The organism is Leisingera sp. G5_S3_59_S7 (assembly GCF_054968485.1).
In genome coordinates this window covers 15,328-36,628 of sequence record NZ_JBQKUH010000031.1, presented here as the reverse complement: position 1 = coordinate 36,628, position 21,301 = coordinate 15,328, and the positions used below count along the sequence as shown (strand labels likewise).

17 protein-coding genes are annotated in these 21,301 nt (G+C 65.1%); 10 read left to right on the top strand and 7 right to left on the bottom strand.

What is annotated here, in order from left to right; translation table 11 throughout:
* Nucleotides 1–16 precede the first annotated feature (16 nt).
* Both edd and eda read left to right on the top strand, forming a co-directional pair.
* Nucleotides 17–1,825 carry a phosphogluconate dehydratase gene (edd, locus tag ACTRWG_RS14290; RefSeq protein WP_027235363.1) on the top strand — a complete coding sequence of 603 codons (1,809 nt, stop codon included), beginning with the start codon at nucleotides 17–19 and terminating at the stop codon, nucleotides 1,823–1,825.
* Between the two features lie 3 nt (nucleotides 1,826–1,828).
* Nucleotides 1,829–2,479 (top strand): bifunctional 4-hydroxy-2-oxoglutarate aldolase/2-dehydro-3-deoxy-phosphogluconate aldolase, encoded by a 651-nt coding sequence (eda, locus tag ACTRWG_RS14285; RefSeq protein WP_027235364.1) that lies wholly within the window; start codon nucleotides 1,829–1,831, stop codon nucleotides 2,477–2,479.
* A gap of 12 nt (nucleotides 2,480–2,491) precedes the next feature.
* Here the strand turns inward: eda and ACTRWG_RS14280 are convergent, their stop codons facing one another.
* Together ACTRWG_RS14280 and ACTRWG_RS14275 are read right to left on the bottom strand one after the other, a co-directional pair.
* Nucleotides 2,492–3,421: a carbohydrate kinase family protein gene (locus tag ACTRWG_RS14280; RefSeq protein WP_027235365.1), complete on the bottom strand. Its 930-nt coding sequence runs from the start codon at nucleotides 3,419–3,421 to the stop codon at nucleotides 2,492–2,494.
* Nucleotides 3,418–4,449 (bottom strand): D-cysteine desulfhydrase family protein, encoded by a 1,032-nt coding sequence (locus ACTRWG_RS14275; RefSeq protein ID WP_027235366.1) that lies wholly within the window; start codon nucleotides 4,447–4,449, stop codon nucleotides 3,418–3,420. Before ACTRWG_RS14275 ends, ACTRWG_RS14280 begins: the two co-directional genes overlap by 4 nt.
* Nucleotides 4,450–4,613: 164 nt before the next feature.
* On the opposite strand from ACTRWG_RS14275, the gene ACTRWG_RS14270 reads away from it, so the two are divergent.
* Nucleotides 4,614–5,282: a DsbA family oxidoreductase gene (locus ACTRWG_RS14270; RefSeq protein WP_462829483.1), complete on the top strand. Its 669-nt coding sequence runs from the start codon at nucleotides 4,614–4,616 to the stop codon at nucleotides 5,280–5,282.
* Between the two features lie 51 nt (nucleotides 5,283–5,333).
* Here the strand turns inward: ACTRWG_RS14270 and ACTRWG_RS14265 are convergent, their stop codons facing one another.
* Both ACTRWG_RS14265 and ACTRWG_RS14260 read right to left on the bottom strand, forming a co-directional pair.
* Nucleotides 5,334–6,662, bottom strand: coding sequence for an aspartate aminotransferase family protein (locus ACTRWG_RS14265; RefSeq protein ID WP_027235368.1), 1,329 nt, complete (start codon nucleotides 6,660–6,662; stop codon nucleotides 5,334–5,336).
* Complete coding sequence (locus ACTRWG_RS14260) at nucleotides 6,659–7,441, bottom strand: beta-keto acid cleavage family enzyme (RefSeq protein ID WP_027235369.1); 783 nt, start codon at nucleotides 7,439–7,441, stop codon at nucleotides 6,659–6,661. Before ACTRWG_RS14260 ends, ACTRWG_RS14265 begins: the two co-directional genes overlap by 4 nt.
* A gap of 291 nt (nucleotides 7,442–7,732) precedes the next feature.
* On the opposite strand from ACTRWG_RS14260, the gene ACTRWG_RS14255 reads away from it, so the two are divergent.
* Entirely contained in the window at nucleotides 7,733–9,130 is a 1,398-nt protein-coding gene (locus ACTRWG_RS14255) for an aminotransferase family protein (protein WP_027235370.1), read from the top strand.
* A 74-nt stretch (nucleotides 9,131–9,204) separates the two neighbouring features.
* Here ACTRWG_RS14255 and ACTRWG_RS14250 read toward each other — a convergent pair whose 3' ends face one another.
* The 3 genes from ACTRWG_RS14250 to ACTRWG_RS14240 form a co-directional block, all read right to left on the bottom strand.
* A complete protein-coding gene (locus ACTRWG_RS14250) occupies nucleotides 9,205–9,960 on the bottom strand; it encodes an SDR family oxidoreductase (RefSeq protein ID WP_027235371.1) in 756 nt (251 codons plus the stop codon).
* 409 nt (nucleotides 9,961–10,369) lie between these two features.
* Nucleotides 10,370–11,401 carry a permease gene (locus tag ACTRWG_RS14245; protein ID WP_027235372.1) on the bottom strand — a complete coding sequence of 344 codons (1,032 nt, stop codon included), beginning with the start codon at nucleotides 11,399–11,401 and terminating at the stop codon, nucleotides 10,370–10,372.
* Entirely contained in the window at nucleotides 11,394–11,705 is a 312-nt protein-coding gene (locus tag ACTRWG_RS14240) for an ArsR/SmtB family transcription factor (protein WP_027235373.1), read from the bottom strand. Before ACTRWG_RS14240 ends, ACTRWG_RS14245 begins: the two co-directional genes overlap by 8 nt.
* Nucleotides 11,706–11,907: 202 nt before the next feature.
* Here ACTRWG_RS14240 and pdxR point away from each other — a divergent pair, with 202 nt between their 5' ends.
* The 6 genes from pdxR to ACTRWG_RS14210 all read left to right on the top strand — a co-directional run bounded on the left by pdxR (nucleotide 11,908) and on the right by ACTRWG_RS14210 (nucleotide 21,266).
* Nucleotides 11,908–13,368, top strand: a complete 1,461-nt coding sequence (pdxR, locus tag ACTRWG_RS14235; protein WP_027235374.1) for a MocR-like pyridoxine biosynthesis transcription factor PdxR — start codon at nucleotides 11,908–11,910, stop codon at nucleotides 13,366–13,368.
* A gap of 356 nt (nucleotides 13,369–13,724) precedes the next feature.
* On the top strand, nucleotides 13,725–15,500 hold the full coding sequence (gene xsc, locus ACTRWG_RS14230) for a sulfoacetaldehyde acetyltransferase (protein WP_027235375.1): 1,776 nt from the start codon (nucleotides 13,725–13,727) through the stop codon (nucleotides 15,498–15,500).
* 5 nt (nucleotides 15,501–15,505) lie between these two features.
* Nucleotides 15,506–16,252 carry a TSUP family transporter gene (locus tag ACTRWG_RS14225; RefSeq protein WP_027235376.1) on the top strand — a complete coding sequence of 249 codons (747 nt, stop codon included), beginning with the start codon at nucleotides 15,506–15,508 and terminating at the stop codon, nucleotides 16,250–16,252.
* A 55-nt stretch (nucleotides 16,253–16,307) separates the two neighbouring features.
* Entirely contained in the window at nucleotides 16,308–17,306 is a 999-nt protein-coding gene (gene pta / locus ACTRWG_RS14220) for a phosphate acetyltransferase (RefSeq protein ID WP_027235377.1), read from the top strand.
* An 80-nt stretch (nucleotides 17,307–17,386) separates the two neighbouring features.
* A complete protein-coding gene (locus tag ACTRWG_RS14215) occupies nucleotides 17,387–18,418 on the top strand; it encodes a YeiH family protein (protein ID WP_027235378.1) in 1,032 nt (343 codons plus the stop codon).
* 25 nt (nucleotides 18,419–18,443) lie between these two features.
* Complete coding sequence (locus tag ACTRWG_RS14210; protein ID WP_027235379.1) at nucleotides 18,444–21,266, top strand: molybdopterin oxidoreductase family protein; 2,823 nt, start codon at nucleotides 18,444–18,446, stop codon at nucleotides 21,264–21,266.
* Nucleotides 21,267–21,301 lie beyond the last annotated feature (35 nt).

Genomic DNA, 21,301 nt, shown 5'->3' with positions numbered 1-21,301 from the left:
GCTACAAAGGCCCCACATGAGCTTGAATTCCACACTGGCCGCCGTCACTGACCGCATCATCGCCCGCAGCGAACCCACCCGTGCAGCCTATCTGGAGCGGATGCGCGCGGCCCGCGGCAAGGGACCTGCGCGAGCGCATCTGTCCTGCTCCGGCCAGGCCCATGCCTATGCTGCCACCGGACCGGACCAGCAGACGCTGGCGGAGGCGTCCAAGGGGCATCTGGGGATTGTCTCGGCCTACAACGACATGCTGTCGGCGCATCAGCCCTTTGAAACCTACCCGGTTCTGATCCGCGACGCCGTGCGCAAGGCCGGCGGTACCGCGCAGGTGGCGGGCGGCGTGCCCGCGATGTGCGACGGGGTCACGCAGGGCGAGGCCGGCATGGAGCTCAGCCTGTTCTCCCGCGATACCATCGCCATGGCCACCGGCGTCGCGATGAGCCACAACGTCTTTGACGCCGCCGTCTATCTCGGCGTCTGCGACAAGATCGTGCCGGGGCTGGTGATCGGGGCGCAGGCCTTTGGCCATATCCCGGCAGTGTTCCTGCCGGCAGGCCCGATGACCAGCGGCCTGGCCAATGACGAGAAAGCCCATATCCGCCAGAAATTCGCCGCGGGCGAAATTGGCCGCGAGGAGCTGTTGAAGGCCGAAATGGCCGCCTACCACGGCCCCGGCACCTGCACCTTTTATGGCACCGCCAACACCAACCAGATGCTGATGGAGTTCATGGGGCTGCACTTGCCCGGGTCGTCCTTCGTGAATCCCGGCACCCCGCTGCGCGAGGCGCTGACGGTGGAGGGCGCCAAACGCGCCCTGTCGCTCAGCGCGCTGGGGAACAACTACACCCCGGTTTGCGACGTGCTGGACGAGAAAGCCTTCGCCAACGGCATTGTCGGGCTGATGGCCACCGGCGGCTCGACCAATCTGCTGATCCACTTGATCGCCATGGCGCGGGCGGGCGGCATCCTGCTGGACTGGCAGGACTTTGCAGAGCTCTCCGACGCGGTGCCGCTGCTGGCCCGGGTCTACCCCAACGGCTTGGCCGACGTGAACCATTTCCACGCCGCCGGCGGCCTGGGGTATATGATCGGCGAGCTTTTGCAGGCGGGTCTTTTGCACCCGGACACCCGGACAGTCGCCGGCGAAGGGCTGGAGCTTTATACGCAGGAACCCTTCCTGACGGAAGACGGCCTCACCTTCCGTCCCGGCCCGGGGCAAAGCCTGAACGATGCGATTCTGCGCCCCGCCGATGCTCCGTTCCAGAAATCGGGCGGGCTGAAGCGGCTGACCGGCAACCTGGGCACCGCGGTCATCAAGGTTTCGGCAGTGGCGAAGGAGCACCACGTGGTCCAAGCCCCCGCCCGCGTTTTCCACGACCAGGAGGAGGCCAAGACGGCCTTCAAGGCGGGCGAGCTGACCGGCGATGTGATCGTTGTGGTGCGTTTCCAGGGCCCCAAGGCCAACGGCATGCCGGAACTGCACAGCCTCACCCCTTTCCTTGGCATCATGCAGGGCCGCGGCCAGAAGGTAGCCCTGGTGACCGATGGCCGCATGTCGGGCGCGTCCGGCAAGGTGCCCGCCGCGATCCACGTGGTGCCGGAGGCCCTGGATGGCGGGCCTGTTTCCCGGATCCAGGATGGCGACCTGGTGCGGCTGGATGCGGTCAAGGGCACATTGGAAGTCCTCACCGAAGGCGCGCTGGAACGCGAGCCCGCCACCGCCGACCTCAGCGCCCACCAGCACGGCACAGGCCGTGAGCTGTTTTCCCTGTTCCGCCGCTCGGTCGCTTCGGCCGACGAAGGCGCCAGTGTGTTTGGAGTGTAACTCATGCGGATAACCCCACAGGACGCCAGCCTGCGCACCTGCGAGATTTGCGCCCTGGCGCCGGTGATGCCGGTACTGGTGGTGGAGGACGCGGCCCACGGCCGTCCGCTGGCCGAGGCGCTGGTGGCCGGCGGCCTGCCCGCGCTGGAGGTCACCCTGCGCACCGGTGCCGCGCTGGACGTGATCAGCGAGATGGCCCAGGTAAAGGGCGGCGTGGTCGGGGCGGGAACGCTGATCACCCCCAAGGACGCCGAAGCCGCCAAGGAGGCTGGCGCTCAGTTTGGCGTTTCTCCCGGTGCTACGGACTATCTGCTGGACGCCTGCGAATCCATCGGCCTGCCGCTCCTGCCCGGCGCCGCCACTGCAACCGAAGCGATGCGGCTGCTGGCCCGCGGCTATGGGATGCTGAAGTTCTTTCCAGCTGAGGCCTCCGGCGGTGCTCCGGCGCTGAAAGCCATTGGCGCGCCGCTGCCGCAGATCTCCTTCTGCCCCACCGGCGGCATCAGCCCTGCCAACGCCGAAAGCTACCTGAGCCTGCCCAATGTGGTCTGCGCCGGCGGCAGCTGGGTGGCCCCCGCCGATCTGGTTCAGGCCGGTGACTGGGGCGCCATCGAAGCACTGGCGCGCGATGCCAGCAAGCTGGGCAAGGATTGAGCCAACGCAAAATCACTCTGGTATTTCCGCGCGCCACGGCGGGTTTGCTCCGGCCCGCGAGACCGAAACCGCGGCCGCCCTCACGGCGAATTGCAGGCAAGCCTTGAGATCCGGTCCGGTGATTTCCCCTGCCGCCGCGGCTTTCAGCACCCCCCGCTCCTGCGCCATGGCAAGAAAGCCCGCGTTGAAGGTGTCACCTGCTCCGACCGTGTCAGCGACGGTTACCGGCACGGCCTCTGCCTTCACGCTCTGACCGTCCGGCAGATAGGCCTCCGCCCCCGCGGCGCCGCGAGTCAGCAATACCATCTTGGGTCCGGCAGCGAACAAGCTGCGCAGTCTCGTACCCGTGTCCCCGCAGGGATTGAGCCAGATAAGGTCCTCCTCCGAGACCTTCACGATATCTGCGAGCGTCATCATTTTCAGCAGCCGCGCGCAGTAGGCCGCCTCATCCCTAGCAAATCCGGCGCGCACGTTCGGGTCCAGCATCACGGGCCGGCGGCCAGCCTCGCGCTGCGCCAGCGCCAGATAGGCGTCTGCGGCTGGCGGATTGCACAGGCTGATGCCGCCAAGCAGCAACGCAGCCACGCTGTCCGGTAAATCCGGCAGCTCCTGCGGAGTGAGCGACGAGCCGGCAGAACCGGTGTCATAGAAACTGTAGCTGGCGTCCCCGTCCGTCAGGTGGACAAAGGCAAGGGTGCAGGGCCGCGGGCTGGTGACGGCAAGGGAGGTGTCCACACCAGCCTCCGCTAGTGCCTGAGCCAACTGTTGCCCGAACACATCCGAGGACAGCCCGGTGAACAGCCCTGCCGAGACTCCGAGGCGGCCCAGCGCCAGCGCGGTGTTGAACGACGCGCCGCCGCCATGCGGAACATATGCCGCCTGGCCTGCAGCGGTTTCGCCGGGGATCATGTCGATCAGCGCTTCACCGCAGCAAAGGATCATGGCGCAGCCCTGCCTTCGCCGAAGCCGAGCGCGTTCTGATAGGCAAACAGCGCGGGCAGTCCGCCGGTGTGCAGCAGCAGCACCTTCTGCCCCTTGCTGATGGCGCCCTCTTCCAGCAGCCCCAGCAGCCCGGAAAAGGTTTTGGCGGAATAGACCGGATCCAGCAGGATACCCTCAACCACGGCCATGCGCTGGAGCGCGGCGCGGGTCGCGGGGTCTGCGCGGCCATAGCCGGGCGCCAAAGCACCGTCCCAAGTGAGAATTTCGCCGCCGGCAAAGGGCCGCGGGATGCCCATCAGCCTGGCAAGTTCTGCGGTAACCTGCTCCAGCCGCGCCTTTTGATGGCGGGCATCGCGGCGCACGCAGATGCCAAAGACCGGCGCGGTGATACCGGCCAGGCGCACACCGGTCAGGAACCCGCCATGGGTGGCCCCGCTGCCCGAGGGCACCACGGCGGCATCAAAGCAGCCGATCTGCGCCGCCAGCTCTGCCCCGCCCTGCACATACCCCAGCGCGCCCAGCGGCGGATGACCGGGGCCTAGCGGTATGACATAAGGCGTGCGGCCTGCTGCGCGCAATTCCGCTGCCCGCGCCGCCAAAGCGGCATCGGCGCCGGCTTCGTCTTCTCCCTCCGGGTAGCTCATGGTCTCCGCGCCCAGAATATCCGAAAGGAAAACATTGCCCGAGCTGTAGTGGAGCGGGTCCATGCCCGGCACCCGCTCCTCGCGCTGCAGCACCGCCTGCATCCCGTATTTCGAGGCCGCTGCGGCGGCGGTGCGGGCAAAGTTCGACTGCACCGCGCCGGTGATCAGGATGGTATCCGCACGGGCCGCACGCGCCGCGCCGATGTAGAACTCCAGCTGCCGGGTCTTGTTGCCACCAAAGCTGAGCCCGGTGAGGTCATCACGCTTGATCCAGAGGTCTAGCTCCAGCTCCTCCGACAGGCGGTCCAGCCGCTCCAGCGGTGTCGGTTGGGACAGCAGCTTGGCGCGCGGGAACGCGGAAAGGAGCGTGTCGATGCGGGACATTGCAGTCTCTTTCTTTCTGATCGGGCAGCGGCACCAGCCTGCTTGGGCCGCACCACGTTGCAGCAGTATGCGCAACCGGGCAAGGCCCCGCATGGCGACGGTTGCTTTTCGAGCCGCGCACCCCCATGTCCCTGCAAAGCACCGGAAATCCAAGGAAACGCGCCATGACAGAGACCACACACAGCCCCGCCCTGCGGGTCGACATCATCTCCGACGTGGTCTGCCCCTGGTGCGCGGTCGGCTACAACCAGCTGGCCTTTGCCGCCCGCCGCGCCGGTGTGGCATTGGACGTCCACTGGCAGCCGTTTGAGTTGAACCCGGATATGGCGCCAGAAGGCGAGGACCTGCGCGAGCATCTGGCCGCGAAATACGGCAGCACCGCAGAGCAATCGGCCCAGGTGCGGGCGCAGCTGACGGAAATGGGCGAGGCTCTGGGCTTCACCTTCCGTTTCTTCGACGGCATGCGGATCTACAACACCTTTCAGGCGCATCAGATGATCGAATGGGCCGAAGAGCACGGCAAGGGCCATGAAATTAAACAGGCGCTGCTGAGCGCGTACTTTACTGATGGCAAGAATGTCTCGGACCCGGAGGTGCTGGTGGAGACAGCCGAAAGCCTGGGCCTTGATGGTACCGGTGCACGTGCGGCGCTGGAGAGCGGCAAACACGCGGACAACGTGCGCCAGCGCGAGGCATTCTGGGTGCAGCAAGGCATCCGCGGCGTGCCTGCGATGGTGTTCAATGGCCGCCACCTGGTGACCGGTGCGCAGGGGGTGGAGACCTACGCCAGCATTCTGGAACAGTTGGGCGCAGCCGAAGGTGAGTTCCGCTAAACGCGGCGCCCGGCCTATTGGCCGGGCGGTTATTCAATCGCTCCGGGCAGCTTATGCCGGCGGCAGGCATTGGGTAATCGCGGCCTCCAGCTTGTCCACCACCTCGGTGATCTGTTCCTCAGTGATGATAAAGGGCGGCGCCAGCAGGATGTGGTCGCCGTTCTGGCCGTCGCGGGTGCCCGACATCGGGTAACAGATCAGTCCGGCCTGAAAGGCCGCCTTCTTGATCCGCCCGGCCAATCCCAGGGCCGGATCAAACGGCTCCTTGGTGTCCCGGTCGGCCACCAGCTCCACCCCGCGGAACAGCCCGCGGCCGCGGATGTCGCCCACATTGGGATGCTGACCGAAACGGTCCTCCAGCGCTGCCTGCAGCTTCTCTCCTATTTCCGCACAGCGTTGAACCAGGCCGCGCTCCAGCATCGCCTTGACCACGGCGAGGCCCGCTGCAGTGGCCACCGGGTGGCCGATATAAGTGTGGCCGTGCTGGAAGAAACCGGACCCATGCTCGATCGCCTCATAGATCTGGCGGGTGCAGAGCATCGCCCCGATCGGCTGGTAGCCTGCGCCTAAGCCCTTGGCGATGCAGAGGATATCTGGCGCCACGCCGTCCGCCTCGCAGGCGAACAGATGACCGGTGCGGCCCATGCCGCACATCACCTCGTCCAGTATCAGCAGCACGCCGTACTGATCGCAAATCTCGCGGATACGCTTGAAGTAGCCCTCAACCGCAGGCACCGCGCCGGAAGTGGCACCAACAACCGGTTCGGCCATGAAAGCCATCACCGTATCGGGGCCAAGCCGCAGGATTTCCGCCTCCAGCTCGTTCGCCACCCGCTGGCCGTAGTCATAGCTGCTCTCACCCTCGGCCCGGCCAACATATTCGTAACAGGGCGAGATGTGGGAAATGTCGATCAGCAGCGGCGCAAATTGCGTGCGGCGCCACTCGTTGCCGCCCGCTGCCAGCGCGCCGAGCGTGTTGCCGTGGTAGCTCTGCTTTCGGGCGATGATATGGCGGCGCTGCGGCTCGCCGCGCTCCAGGTGGTACTGGCGGGCAAGTTTGATCGCGGCCTCGGTGGCCTCCGACCCGCCGGAGACGAAATAGACCCGGTCAATATCCCCCGGCGCGTTGGCGACCAGCAAGTCCGCAAGCTCTTCCGCCGGTTCCGAGGTGAGGAAGCCTGTATGGGCAAAGGCCAGTTTACCGACCTGCTCCTGCACCGCCTTGATCACATCGGCGTCGGAGTGGCCAAGGCAGGACACCGCGGCGCCACCCGACCCGTCAAAATAACTCTTGCCGTCCGCGTCGATCAGATAGCAGCCGTCACCGGCAACTGCGGTGGGCAGGCTCGCCTTGGTGTGGCGGGGAAAAACATGGCTCATGATCTGCACTCCTTGAGCGTATGGCCCTGGGCCTTTGCGGCCTGAACGAAGGCGGCAACCGAGGCCGCATTGTCTGCCAGCAGCCCGCCATCCTGTGTTTCGATGTTATTCTCAAACCCGATTCGCGCATCCCCTCCTGCGGCTACCGCTGCCAGCAGACAGCTTTGCTCATGGCGGCCAAAGGCACAAACGGCCCAGTTAAGGTGCAGATCCGCTGCGGCGCTCCGGAAGACGGCAAGCCCCTCGGGCCGCGCTAGAACTGGCGGATTGTACTGGCCCAGAACAAAGATCGCATCGCGCATGCCGCCCGGAACGGTGCCGTCCTGATACCAGATGCGCAGCTGGGCGATGCAGTCCGGACCATACAGGATATGCTGCACCTGCGTGCCTGCTTCCGCACACAGAGCATAGGCGCGCGCCGCCAAGTCCGCGTCCCGCGCCATTTCCCGAACCGAGACGGAGGCCGCGTCTGGGCGCAGCGACTGCAGACAGGCGAATTGGGCCGCCACATCGTAAAGACCCGCGCTTTCCGTGGTGATCTGCACCGCCATTTCCGGCGCGCTTTCCCGCACCGCGTCAAGGGCTTCGCGGTAGCGGCCCGAATCCAGCGAATGCCGCCCGTCATCGTCGCGCACATGAAGGTGCAGCGCATGGGCTCCTGCGGCAAAACAGGCCGCTGAGGTTTCAGCCGTCTGCTGCGGTGTCACCGGTAGCTGCGGATGTTCTCCGCGCCCCCGCCGGGCCCCGTTGGGCGCCACCATTAATCTGTATTCCGCCACCGGTATCCTCCCTTGCCGCCCGATCCGGGACGACTCGCGTCCGGGCTGGCTGCAGCATGGCCTGTCGACACATACGCTCTCAATATGGCGCTATCAGAACATTTGTTTTACCCCTCCGCTCCGGCGGACAGCCGCCGCGGCGCACCGGCCTGCCGTCTCTGGACTTAAGCAAGCAAATGCTCTGGCCCTAACGAATTCCGCGAAACTGACGTTTCTGGTACATAATACGCCTTAAAGCCCAGGTAGGGTGCCGGGCAGCCTGATTCACTTCCAACGCCGAAAGGACATGTCATGGACGGCACGTTCAACGAAAACGATCTCTCCCGCGTGGTGGAGGCCGACAAGGCCCACATGTGGCACCACCTGTTCCAGCACAAGGCGCTGGAAAGCGCCGACCCGCGCATCATTGTCGAGGGCAAGGGCATGCGCGTCTGGGATCAGAACGGCAAGGAGTTTCTGGATGCAGTCTCCGGCGGTGTTTGGACCGTCAACGTCGGCTATGGCCGCGAAAGCGTCTGCAAGGCCGTTTACGACCAGCTGATGAAGGTCTGCTACTTCGCCAACTCCGCCGGTTCCATCCCCGGCGCGCTGTTTGCCGAAAAGCTGATCGAGAAGATGCCGGGCATGACCCGGGTCTACTACACCAACTCCGGATCCGAGGCCAACGAGAAGGCCTTCAAGATGATCCGCCAGATCGCCCACAAGAAATACGGCGGCAAAAAGACCAAGATCCTGTACCGCGACCGCGACTATCACGGCTCCACCCTGGCGACCATGTCGGCGGGCGGCCAGGACGAGCGCAACGCGCAGTACGGCCCCTTTGCGCCGGACTTTGTCCGCGTGCCGCACTGCATGGAATACCGCAAGCATGAACTGGGCCTGGAGCACTTGTCCGGCCGCGAGTTCGGCATCGCCGCGGCGGACGCGATCGAGGAAGTGATCCTGCGCGAAGGCCCGGAAACTGTCGGCGCCCTGTGCCTGGAGCCGGTGACCGCAGGCGGCGGTGTGATCGAGGCGCCCGAGGGCTACTGGGAGCGTGTGCAGGAGATCTGCAAGAAGCACGACGTGCTCCTGCACATCGACGAAGTGGTCTGCGGCGTCGGCCGTACCGGCAGTTGGTTCGGCTACCAGCAGTACGGTATCAAGCCCGATTTCGTGACCATGGCCAAGGGCGTCGCCTCCGGCTATGCGGCGATTGCCTGCATGGTCACCACCGAGGAAGTCTTTGAAATGTTCAAGGACGACGCGGGCGATCCGATGAACTACTTCCGCGACATCTCCACCTTCGGCGGCTGCACCGCAGGCCCGGCGGCGGCGCTCGAAAACATGCGCATCATCGAGGAAGAAGGCCTGCTGGAAAACACCGTGGCCATGGGCGAGCGGATGCTGAACAACCTGCGCGCGCTGCAGGAAAAGCACGCTGTGATCGGCGATGTGCGCGGCAAGGGCCTGTTCCTGGGAGCCGAGCTGGTCGCAGACCGTGACAGCAAGGAGCCGGTGGACGAGAAGCTGGCCCAGCAGGTGGTCGCGGAATGCGGCGCACAGGGCGTGATCATCGGTGTGACCAACCGCTCATTGCCGGGCCGCAACAACACCCTGTGCTTCAGCCCGGCGCTGATCGCCACTGCCGACGACATCGACCAGATCTGCGACGCGGTCGACAAGGCCCTGACCAAAGTATTCGGCTGACACCTCTCCCTGTTGGACGATTTGACTGCGCCCCGGACTTTCCGGGGCGCTTTTTTGTCAGAAGGCACCCCCGTTTAGGCCAGCCGCACGGCCACTCCGCCGTCCACCGCCAACGGCGCCCCGGTCACAAAGCTGGCGCGGTCCGACAAAAGGAACAGCGCCGCCTGGGCGATTTCCTTCGGAGCGGCCATCCGTTTCATCGGGTGCAGCCTGGCGATCATACGGTGGGCCTCAGGATCGTCGCCTGCCATTGCTGTTTTGGTTCCGCCCGGCAGCAGGGCATTCACCCGGATGCCGTCTGCCGCAAGGTCTGAGGCGAGCGATTGGACCAGCCCGGCCAGCCCGGCCTTTGACGCTGCATAAGCCCCCATGCCCGGCATTCCGCCGTTGCTGATACCGACAAAGGATCCGGTAAAGACCAGCGATCCGCCGCCCCGCTCTTTCAGGGCCGGAATTTGCGCCCTGGCACAGTAGAAAGCGCCAGTCAGATTGGTTGCAATCACTGCACTCCAATTGGCGGCGTCCATTTGCTCCACCGGCACCGTTTCGCCCATCATACCCGCGTTGTTGAAAGCACCGTCCAGCCCGCCAAACTCTTCGGCCGCTAGCGCCACCAACGCCTGTGAATAGGCCTCGCTGGTGACATCACCAGCCAGAAAGGCTGCTTTGCCGCCGCTTTGCCTGATCTGCCCCGCAAGGGTTTCCAGTTCAGCCTGCCGCCGGGCCCCTAGCACGACATTGGCCCCATCTTCTGCAAACAGCAGCGCCGCGGCGGCGCCGATGCCGCTACTGGCGCCGGTAATGATCAGTGTCTTGTTCTGAAGTTCCATCGTCATAGCCTCCTTTGATTGGATGGCATTGAACAAAGCGCCGCGCACTCCTCCGCTCGACCCGTTTCCTGCGCTTGCCGCTTCGGGCAGGCCCTTTACCGCAAGAAACGGGTCAAACACTGGAAACGAACAGCTGTCGGGGTCAAGGAGGCCGCAGGTTCCGCCGTCAGGCGCCAGGCTTCGCCTGTTTGCGAGCGAAACGTCCCCCGGACCGTTTCCGGGAAGCCCGCTCATCCTTGACGCGCCTTCAAAACACAATCGGGATTGGCATCTGAGGGGCAGTCCTGCGTTTCAGAGCCTTCTCGGCAAAACAGACGGCGCCGCGCGTCAGCGCGGCGCCGGGCCCAACGGGAGCGGGGCATTCTTCGATTGATATCTGACGGGCGGGAGCCCCCGCCGCCAAACAGCTTCAGATCAGCTGAAAAAGATTGCCCGACAGGATCGCACCGCTCACCCCCAATCCCAGATAGGCGGCAAAGACCCGCGGCTTGACCAGCGACCAGACCGCAGCCATGGCAGGAATTGAGCTGACCGCCCCGGCCACCATGAAGGCCATGGCCGCGCCTGCGCTCATACCCTGCTCCATCAGCCCCGCCAGCAGCGGCGGCGCGACATAGGAGTTGAGGTAAGCCGGCATTCCCACCAGCGCCGCGGTGGCGATCGGCAGCACACCCTCGCCGCCCACCAGACCGGCGATCACACCGGCCGGCACGTAGTGGACCAGAAGCGATTCCAGCACATAGGCCAGCGCCAGCCATTTCAGCAGGAAAAGACCGTTGGAGACGAACTCCTCGCGGAACTTCACCCTGCGCCCGTCCTCGTTCCAGAAGCGCCAGTTCGGCTTGGCGTCCGGCTTGGGCCCGCCGCAGCCGCAGCAGCTTTGGCTTTGCTGCTTGCGCAGCGGGTTTGCAAAGGCCCCCCGCCCCCGCAGCAGTTTGATGGCAAAGCCGCCGAACAGCCCCAGGGCCACCGCCGCCACCGCCTTGCCAATGGCAAAGGGCCAGCCCAGCGCGCCCGCGGTAATCAGCAGTGTCGGCGGGTCAATGAGCGGCGAGGACAGCCAGAACGCCATCACCGCCGAAAGCGGCGCGCCGAGCGCCAGAAGGCCGGCAATGAACGGAATCACCTCGCAGGAGCAGAATGGCGCCAGCCCGCCGAACAGCGCCGCCAGCAGGATCATGCGCGTCTCCCGCCCCTCGAAGGCGCGCGCTACCATCGCCTCGGCCCCCGTCGCCTTGAGATAGGCCAGCAGCAGGACCGCAAACAGGATGTACCGCGCGGTGCTGCCCAGTGCGGACAGGGTGAACTCAACGACAGAGCGGAAACTGCCCGGATCAAGAACCGCTGCACCCGCCAGCAGGGCAACGCTCAGCGCCCAGGGTGTTTTCAGACAGCTGCCAAGCGTTTTCGCCTTGCCGGGGTTTTGTGCCAGTTCAACCATGGTTTGCCGCCTTCTTGCCCGCATCCGCGCAGCATTCGCTGAGGATGAAACCGGCCAATGCCTCCAGCCGGGAAAATTCGGCCCGGTTGATTGTCGACCGCCCCACCCGCTCCTGCGCTACCACACCGGCACCGGTGAGGAATTTCAAATGATGCGCCAGGGTTGAGGGCGCGATGCCGGTGCGCTCCTGGATGTCCCCGACCGTCAGCCCGGCCTCGCCCGCCCGGATCAGGCAGCGCAGCACCTGCAGCCGCGCCTCCGATCCCATCGCGGCAAAGCCCTGTGCGGCTTCTTCCCATTGCATGACGTCAACTCCACTTGATTCGACAAAACTAGTTTTATGGTTTCTTTGGTCGCCTTTCAAGAGCGCTGCGTTTTGCCCGAACCAATATCTGCCAGCCGCCGGTTGCGGCCCGGCTTTTGAAACCAGAGCAAGGCGCAGATTCCTCCAAACTGGCCCTAAGTCCAGATTGCGCAGCGTTTAAGTCCACCCTAAGGTGGCGCGCATGGCCATCTCCGTTGACACGTTCTTTCTGAACCCGGACGCCCAGGGCACCCTGCAGGCGCAGATCCAGGAAATGATTGCTGAGGGCATTCTGTCCGGCCGGTTCCGGGTCGGGGAGAAGCTGCCGTCCTCGCGCAAGCTGGCGGCGCATCTTGGCATCAGCCGGATCACCGTGACGCTGGCCTATACAGAACTTCTGGCCAATGACTACCTCACCTCGCGCGGGCGGTCGGGGTATTTCGTGTCAGAAAACGCCCCGGTGCCGCCCTCCTATACGCCGCAGCAGAAGGCCGGCGATGCGATGGACTGGGACAAGGTGCTGGCGCGCAGCTTTACCGGCGGCGACACACCGCGCAAACCCCAGGACTGGCGCGACTACCGCTATCCGTTCATTTACGGGCAGGCGGATGCGTCGCTGTTCGACCACGCCAACTGGCGGCTGTGCGCACTCAGGGCGCTGGGGCAGAAAGATTTCGCGGCGCTTGCCAACGACTACTTCGACCAGGATGACCCGCTCTTGATCGAATACATCGCCCGCCACACGCTGCCGCGGCGCGGCATCACCGCGCGGCCGGAAGAGATCCTGATCACGCTCGGGGCCCAGAATGCGCTGTGGATCACCTCCCAGCTGCTGCTGAACCGCAAGCGCCGCGCCACGGTGGAGGACCCGGCCTATTACACCCTGCGCGACCAAGTGGTGCAGACCCGCTGCCAACTGGATTGCATCCCGGTGGATGAGGGGGGCCTGCCGCCCGAAATGATACCGGAAGGCACTGATGTGATCTTCTGTACCCCCAGTCATCAGAGCCCGACCACCTTCACCATGCCGATGGAGCGCCGCAAAGAGCTGCTTCGGCGGGCCAGCAGCATCGACGCAGTGATTGTCGAGGATGACTACGAGTTTGAAATGTCGTTCCTTGGCGCCCCCTCGCCGTCGCTGAAATCGCTCGATACCGAGGGCCGGGTGATCTATGCCGGCAGCTTTTCCAAGTCGCTGTTTCCCGGGCTGCGCCTGGGCTATCTGGTTGGATCGGAACCGTTTATCCGCCAGGCAAGGGCCTTGCGCGCAAGCGTACTGCGGCATCCCCCGGGCCACGTTCAGCGCACGGTGGCCTATTTCCTGTCGCTGGGCCATTATGATGCACAGATCCGCCGGACCGCCAAGGTGCTGCATGACCGCCGCGCGGTGATCGAGGACGCCATCCGCAAGCACGGGCTGGAGATTGCAGGCGTCGGCGGCTATGGCGGCTCCGCCCTGTGGATGCGCGCGCCGGAGACGGCGGATACTTCGGCTGTAGCCCAGCGGCTGAAGGAAAAGAGTGTTCTCATCGAACCCGGCGCGCCGTTCTTTGCGGCAGGGAACCGCAAGCAGAACTACTACCGGCTGGGGTATTCCTCAATCCCCGCCACCCGGATCGAACCTGGTCTCGCGCTGCTTGCCCAGGCGCTGAAGCAGGGCTGAGCCCCGCACGCGTCCGGGCGGCTTTCGCGCCCGCGCAGGCACCGGCGGTGCCACAGGCTGGCGGTCTTGGGTCCGGCGCCGCGCTTGACGGCACGGCGCGGGCCGGCCGAATTGCGCGGACAGGGGTGGATTGCAGCACCCGGCGCCGCGGGTGCCCGCCGCCCGGCACGGGCGGCGCCGGGCCCAACGGGCACAGCTCATCCTGCGGATGAGCGAAGCCGGGCGGTAGAGCCCCACTGGTCTTAACCGGCCGGAAAAACTGGCCCTAACCCGGCCCTCCGCCGCCCCCTAAACCAGAGTCAATTCCCGGCCTCCGCGCCCGGAGGAATTCCGCGTCTCACTCAGGAGAACCCGCCATGAAAATGACCACCGAAGAAGCCTTTGTCAAAACGCTGCAGATGCATGGCATCCAGCACGCGTTCGGCATCATCGGCTCTGCAATGATGCCGATTTCGGACATCTTCCCCGCCGCAGGCATCACTTTCTGGGACTGTGCCCACGAAGGCTCCGGCGGCATGATGGCTGACGGCTACACCCGCGCCACTGGCAAGATGTCGATGATGATCGCCCAGAACGGCCCCGGCATCACCAACTTTGTGACCGCCGTCAAAACCGCCTACTGGAATCACACCCCGCTGCTGCTGGTCACCCCGCAGGCGGCCAACAAGACCATCGGCCAGGGCGGCTTCCAGGAAATGGAGCAGATGCGCATGTTCGCCGACTGCGTCTGCTACCAGGAAGAAGTGCGCGACCCGTCCCGCGTAGCCGAAGTTCTGAACCGGGTGATCATGAACGCCAAGCGCGCCTCCGCGCCGGCCCAGCTGAACATCCCGCGGGACATGTGGACCCAGGTGATCGACATCGAACTGCCCGCCATCGTCGAGTTCGAACGCCCCTCCGGCGGCGAGACCGCCGTTGCCGAAGCGGCCAAACTGCTCTCTGAGGCCAGGAACCCGGTGATCCTGAACGGTGCCGGCGTTGTTCTGTCCAAAGGCGGCATTGAAGCGTCCAAGGATTTGGCCGAGCGCCTGGACGCCCCGGTTTGCGTTGGCTACCAGCACAATGACGCCTTCCCCGGCTCGCACCCGCTGTTTGCAGGCCCGCTGGGCTATAACGGCTCCAAGGCCGGCATGGAGCTGATCAAGGACGCCGATGTGGTGCTGTGCCTCGGCACCCGCCTGAATCCGTTCTCCACCCTGCCGGGCTACGGCATGGAGTACTGGCCGGCCAACGCCAAAATCATCCAGGTCGACATCAACCCGGACCGCATCGGCCTGACCAAGAAAGTTTCCGTCGGCATCATCGGCGACGCCGCCAAGGTGGCGCAGGGCATCCTGGCACAGCTGTCTGATACCGCAGGCGACGAGGGCCGCGCCGAGCGCAAGAACCGGATCGCCGAAACCAAATCCCGCTGGGCGCAGCAACTGACCGAGATGACCCACGAGGACGACGACCCGGGCACCACCTGGAACGAGCGCGCCCGTGCAGACAAGCCGGACTGGATGAGCCCCCGTATGGCATGGCGCGCCATTCAAGCGGCGCTGCCGAAAGAGGCGATCATCTCCTCCGACATCGGCAACAACTGCGCCATCGGCAACGCCTACCCGTCTTTCGAGGCAGGCCGCAAGTACCTGGCCCCCGGCCTGTTCGGCCCCTGCGGCTATGGCCTGCCGGCGGTTGTCGGCGCCAAGATCGGCAACCCGGACACCCCGGTCGTGGGCTTCTCCGGCGACGGCGCATTCGGCATCGCGGTGAACGAGCTGACCGCCATCGGCCGCGGCGAGTGGCCCGCCGTCACTCAGATCGTTTTCCGCAACTACCAGTGGGGCGCGGAAAAGCGGAACTCCACCCTGTGGTTCGATGACAACTTTGTCGGCACCGAGCTGGATCAGCAGGTCTCCTATGCTGGTATCGCCCAGGCCTGCGGCCTTAAGGGCGTGGTTGCCCGCACCATGGACGAACTGACCTCGGCGCTGGCGCAGGCAATCGAAGACCAGAAGAACGGCACCACCACCCTGATCGAAGCGATGATCAACCAGGAGCTGGGCGAGCCGTTCCGCCGGGACGCCATGAAGAAGCCGGTCCGCGTGGCAGGCATCGACAAGGCGGACATGCGCGAACAGCAGGTCTGACGCACGTGCCCCTGCCCTTTGACCTCTCGATGGGCCAGGGGGCCTACCTGGCCGCCGCGTTGTTCGCGGCGGCCTTGATCCGGGGCTTTTCCGGCTTCGGGTTCTCCGCCATCTTCATCATCCTGGCGGCGCTGACCACCAATCCGCTGCCGCTGATCCCGGTGGTGTTTTCCTGCGAAATCGCCATGACTGCCTTTCAGGCCAAAGGTATCCGCCCGCATATCGACTGGCACAGGGCCATTGCCCTGCTGGGCGGGGCCGCCATCGCCACCGTTCCCGCCATCGCCATCATGGCGCGGCTGGGCGAACAGGAAGCGCGGCTGGCGATCTCCAGCCTGATCCTGGTGCTGAGCCTGGTGCTGCTGAGCGGCTGGCAGCTGGCGCGCCCGGTCGGGCGCAACGGCAATGTGGGCGTGGGAGCCATTGCAGGCATCGCCAACAGCGCCGGTGTCGGCGGCCTGCCGGTGGCGGCCTTCCTGACCGCGCAACCGGTGCCGCCCGCGGTGTTCCGCGCCACTATGATCGTGTTCCTGACCGGCATCGACGTGATGGCGCTGCCAGTGATGGCCGCAAACGGGCTGGTCGGGCCGGAAACCCTGACCGGCATCCTGCTGGCCTTTCCCATTCTGGGCCTCGGCATCTGGGCCGGGTCTCATGGCTTCCAGGCAGTCTCCCAAAGGCTGTTCCGCCGCGCGGTGGTGCTGATGCTGACCGCGCTGTCGCTGCTCAATATCGCACGGCTGGCGTTCTGACCGCCCGCCCTGTCCCGAAACCGCTGTTACAGGACGCACGCCCGTGACCCACACTATGTCCCCGCTCGAACTGCTGCAGGCCGCCCCCCCGGCCGTCCGCCCCGTCGTCGCGCTGAGCGAAGGCACCGACCCCCGCGTCGTGGCGGGCGCTCTGGCAGCGCATCAGGCCGGTATCGCCGATGTGATCCTGGTCGGCCCGCAAGCAGAGGTCGAAGCCGCCCTGCAAGCCGAAGGCGCAACCACCGGCGGGGGCGTGGCAATCCACGACCCGGCAACATCCGGGCTGACCGAAGCTTTCGCAGCCGAGTATCATGAGCTTCGCAAGCACAAGGGCACCGATGCGGCCACAGCCCGCGCCGCAGCCGAGACCCCGCTGGTCTATGCCACCATGCTGGTGCGCCTGGGCCATGCCACCGGCACCGTCGGGGGCGCTGTTCACACCACCGGCGACGTGGTGCGCAGCGCCATTCAGGTGATCGGCATGGCGCCGGATGCGGGCATGGTCTCGTCGTTCTTCCTGATGTACCCGCCCGGAGGCGCGCCGGTAGGCTCCCGGGCCATGCTCTATTCCGATTGCGGCCTGGTCATCGACCCGACCCCTGCCGAGATGGTTTCCATCGCTGCCGCCTCAGCCCAATCGGCCCGCGCGTTGCTGCGGGTGGACCCGAAACTCGCTTTCCTCAGCTTTTCCACGACCGGCAGCGCAAAACACCCGGCGGTGGACAAGGTAACCCAAGCGCTGAACCTGTTCCGGGCAGCGCACCCGGAACTGCCGGCCGACGGAGAGCTGCAATTCGACGCAGCCTTTGTCCCCGCGGTCGGGGAGCGCAAATCGCCCGGTTCCAGCGTTGCAGGCCAGGCAAACGTGATGATTTTCCCCAATCTGGATGCGGGCAACATCGGCTACAAGATCACCCAGCGGCTGGGCGGCTATTCCGCCATCGGCCCGGTCCTGCAGGGGCTGGCCAAACCGGCCAACGACCTGTCACGCGGCTGCACTGCCGAGGACGTCACCCAGATTATCGCCGTCACCATTCTGCAGGCGAACCCGTAAATCCATCCTTTGGGCGCTGCGCACTCTTGACCACAGGCCAGAATGTGCAACCCATGGGTCAATCAGGAAAGTTTCCCGCCATGTCCGTTCTGGCACAGATAACATCTCTGCAATCGGGTGAATTGCAAAACAAACTCCGCCAGCTGCTGCCAGGTATTGCGGTGTCGGCCCTCGTTGCGATCACCGCGCAGTTCCTTGCGGAGCATTACGCAACGCCCGCCATGCTGCTGGCGCTGCTGCTGGGTATTGCTGTCAGCTTTTTGGGCGAAGAAGGCAAGACCGTGCCGGGCATCGCCTTTTCCGCCCGCTCGCTGCTGCGGCTGGGGGTGGCCCTGCTGGGCGTGCGGGTGTCGATGGTGCTGATGATGGGGCTTGGCTGGGACCTGATCGCGCTGGTGGTCGGCGGCGTCATCGCTACCATTGCCTTCGGCCTGACCGTGGCGCGGTTCTTTGGCCACAAGTGGCGCTTTGCCTTTCTGACCGCGGGCTCCGTGGCGATCTGCGGCGCTTCGGCGGCAATGGCGATCAGCGCCATCCTGCCGCGCGACGAGCGTTCCGAAGAACGCCTGATCTTTACCGTGATGGGCGTGACGGTGCTGTCGACGGTGGCGATGATCGCCTATCCGATCCTGGTCAACCTGCTGGAGCTGAATTCCATCCAGGCCGGCGTGTTTCTGGGCGGCACCATTCACGACGTGGCGCAGGTGGTCGGCGCAGGCTTCTCGATCTCCGAACAGACCGGCGACACAGCCACCCTGGTCAAGCTGATGCGGGTGGCCATGCTGGCCCCCATCGTGCTGGCGGCCTCGCTGATGATCCGCTCCTTTGCCGAGCTGCCCAGCGACGGCAAGCGCCCGCCAATTCTGCCGGGCTTTGTGATTGCATTTCTGGTGCTGGCCGGGGTCAACTCCTTTGGACTGATCCCGCCGGCCGTTACCGAATTCCTCAGCCACGCGTCGCGCTGGCTGCTGCTCACCGCAATCGCCGCGGTGGGGATGAAAACAAATCTGAAACAGGTCCTGGCCGTAGGAGGCGCGGCCATTGCCCTGATCATCGTTGAAACTCTGTTCATTGCCGGGCTGATCCTGGCGGGGATTGAGCTGTTGACCTGATTGGGGAGACCAGAAGGGAGGCCAGATGACATTCCAGCAACCCCGGGTGGACACGTCCCCCCCTGTATCCGACGAGGTGCGGAAAACCACCTGCTACATGTGCGCATGCCGCTGCGGCATCAACGTGCACATGAAGGATGGCAAGGTCGCCTACATCGAGGGCAACCGCGACCACCCGGTGAACAAGGGTGTGTTGTGCGCCAAGGGTTCGGCGGGGATCATGCAGGTAAACGCGCCGTCACGGCTGCGCGCCCCGCTCAAACGGGTGGGGCCGCGCGGGTCGGGAGAGTTCCGGGAGATTTCCTGGGACGAGGCGATCAGCACCGCTGTCGGCTGGCTGAACGAGCTGCACGAGACCGCGCCGCAGAAACTGGCCTTTTTCACCGGACGTGACCAGAGCCAAAGCTTCACCAGCTTCTGGGCCCAGAATTTCGGCACCCCGAACTATGCGGCGCACGGCGGCTTCTGCTCGGTCAACATGGCGACCGCCGGCATCTACACCATGGGCGGCGCGTTCTGGGAATTCGGCCAGCCCGACTGGGAGCACACCAAGCTGTTCATGCTGTTCGGCGTGGCCGAGGATCATGACTCCAACCCGATCAAGATGGGCATCGGCAAGATCAAGAAGCGCGGTGCGCGGGTGATCGGCGTGAACCCGATCCGCTCCGGCTATAACGCGGTGGCGGACGACTGGGTCGGCATTACCCCGGGCACCGACGGACTGTTCATCCTGTCGCTGATCCACGTTCTGATGAAGGCGGGGAAGATCGACCTCGATTACCTCAGCCGCTACACCAACGCGCCAGTGCTGATCAACGCCTCCGAAGGTCCGGAGAAGGGTCTGTTCCTGCGCGATGACGACGGCAAGATGCTGGTGATCGACCGCAACACCGGCAAGCTCACCCCCTTTGACCAGCCCGGCGTGCGCCCGGACCTGACCGCGGTCCACGAACGCGATGGCGTCACCCACCGCCCGGTCTTCCACCTGATGGCAGAAAGCTACCTGTCGCCGGACTACGCGCCGGAGGCGATTGCGGAGAAATGCGGCATCCCGGCCAAGCGCATCCGCGCCATTGCCGGCGAGCTGGCCCGCGTCGCCTTTGACGAGGCGTTTGAGCTGGACGTTGAATGGACCGACTTCCGGGGCGAGACACACACAAAGATGACCGGCCGCCCGGTGTCGATGCACGCGATGCGCGGGGTGTCGGCGCATGCCAACGGCTTCCAGACCTGCCGCGCATTGCATGTGCTGCAGATCCTCTTGGGCACCGTCGAGGTGCCCGGCGGTTTCCGCTTCAAACCGCCCTATCCCAAACCGGTTGAGGCCCACCCCACCCCGCACGGCGACCGCCGCCCCGGACGCCCGCTGGATGGCCCTCACCTGGGCTTCCCGCGCGGCCCCGACGACCTGCTGCTGGACGAAAACGGCAAGCCGCAGCGCATCGACAAGGCGTTCACATGGGAAAACCCGATGTCGGCCCACGGGCTGATGCACATGGTGATCTCCAACGCCCATGCGGGCGATCCCTACAAGATCGACACGCTGTTCATGTACATGGCCAACATGTCGTGGAACTCCTCGATGAATACCAAGGGCGTGATGGAGATGCTGAGCGCCCGCAACGATGACGGCGGCTACATGATCCCGCACATCATCTACTCCGATGCCTATTCGTCGGAAATGGTGGCCTATGCGGATCTGATCCTGCCTGACACCACCTATCTGGAGAGACACGACTGCATTTCATTGCTGGACCGTCCCATCTGCGAAGCGGATGCGGCGGCCGATGCGATCCGGTGGCCGGTGATCGAGCCGGACCGGGAAGTGCGCGGCTTCCAGTCTGTGCTGATCGAACTCGCCAACCGGATGAGCCTGCCGGGCTTCACCAACGATGACGGCACCCCCAAGTGGAAGGATTACGCCGACTACATCGTCAACCACGAGCGCAAGCCCGGCATCGGCCCGCTGGCCGGTTTCCGCGGTAAGGATGGCGACAAGGAAGGCCGAGGCGAAGTGAACCCGGACCAGCTGAACCGCTATATCGAAAACGGCGGCTTCTATGTGGCGCATATCCCGGAAGGCGCGGACTACTACAAGCCCTGGAACGCGGCCTATCAGGACTGGGCGGTCGGCATCGGGCTTTATGACAGCCCGCAGCCCTACCTGTTCCAGCTTTATGTAGAGCCAATGCGCAAGTTCCAGCTGGCCGCCGAAGGCCACGGCGAGCGCCAGCCGCCGGATCATCTGCGCCAGCGGCTGAAGACGGTGATGGACCCGCTGCCGATCTGGTACGAGACCGACCAGCAGGGCAACGAGGGCTTTACCGTCAACGCGCTGACCCAGCGCCCGATGGCGATGTACCACTCCTGGGGCACACAGAACGCCTGGCTGCGCCAGCTGCACGGCCGCAATCCGCTATACGTCCCGACCAAACTGATGCGCGAGCACGGGCTGCAGGACGGCGACTGGGCCAAGGTTTCCTCGCCGCACGGCGAGATCACCGTGCCGGTGATGGAGATGGCCGCACTGAACGACAACACCGTCTGGACCTGGAACGCCATCGGCAAGCGCAAGGGCGCCTGGGCGCTGGAAGAGGACGCGCCGGAGGCCACTAAGGGCTTCCTGCTCAATCACCTGATCCACGAGCTGCTGCCACCCAAGGGCGACGGTATGCGATGGGCCAACTCGGACCCGATCACCGGCCAAGCGGCCTGGTTCGACCTCAAGGTCAAAATCGAAAAGGCCGCCGCCCCGGACGGCCTGCAGGAAAGCCAGCCCGCCTTCCCGGCGCAGAAGTCGCCAGTTGGAACCGGCCCGGAAGAACTGAAATGGAAGGTCGGCAAATGACGGTGCAAAATTTTTCCGCAAAATTTTGCCAAGAC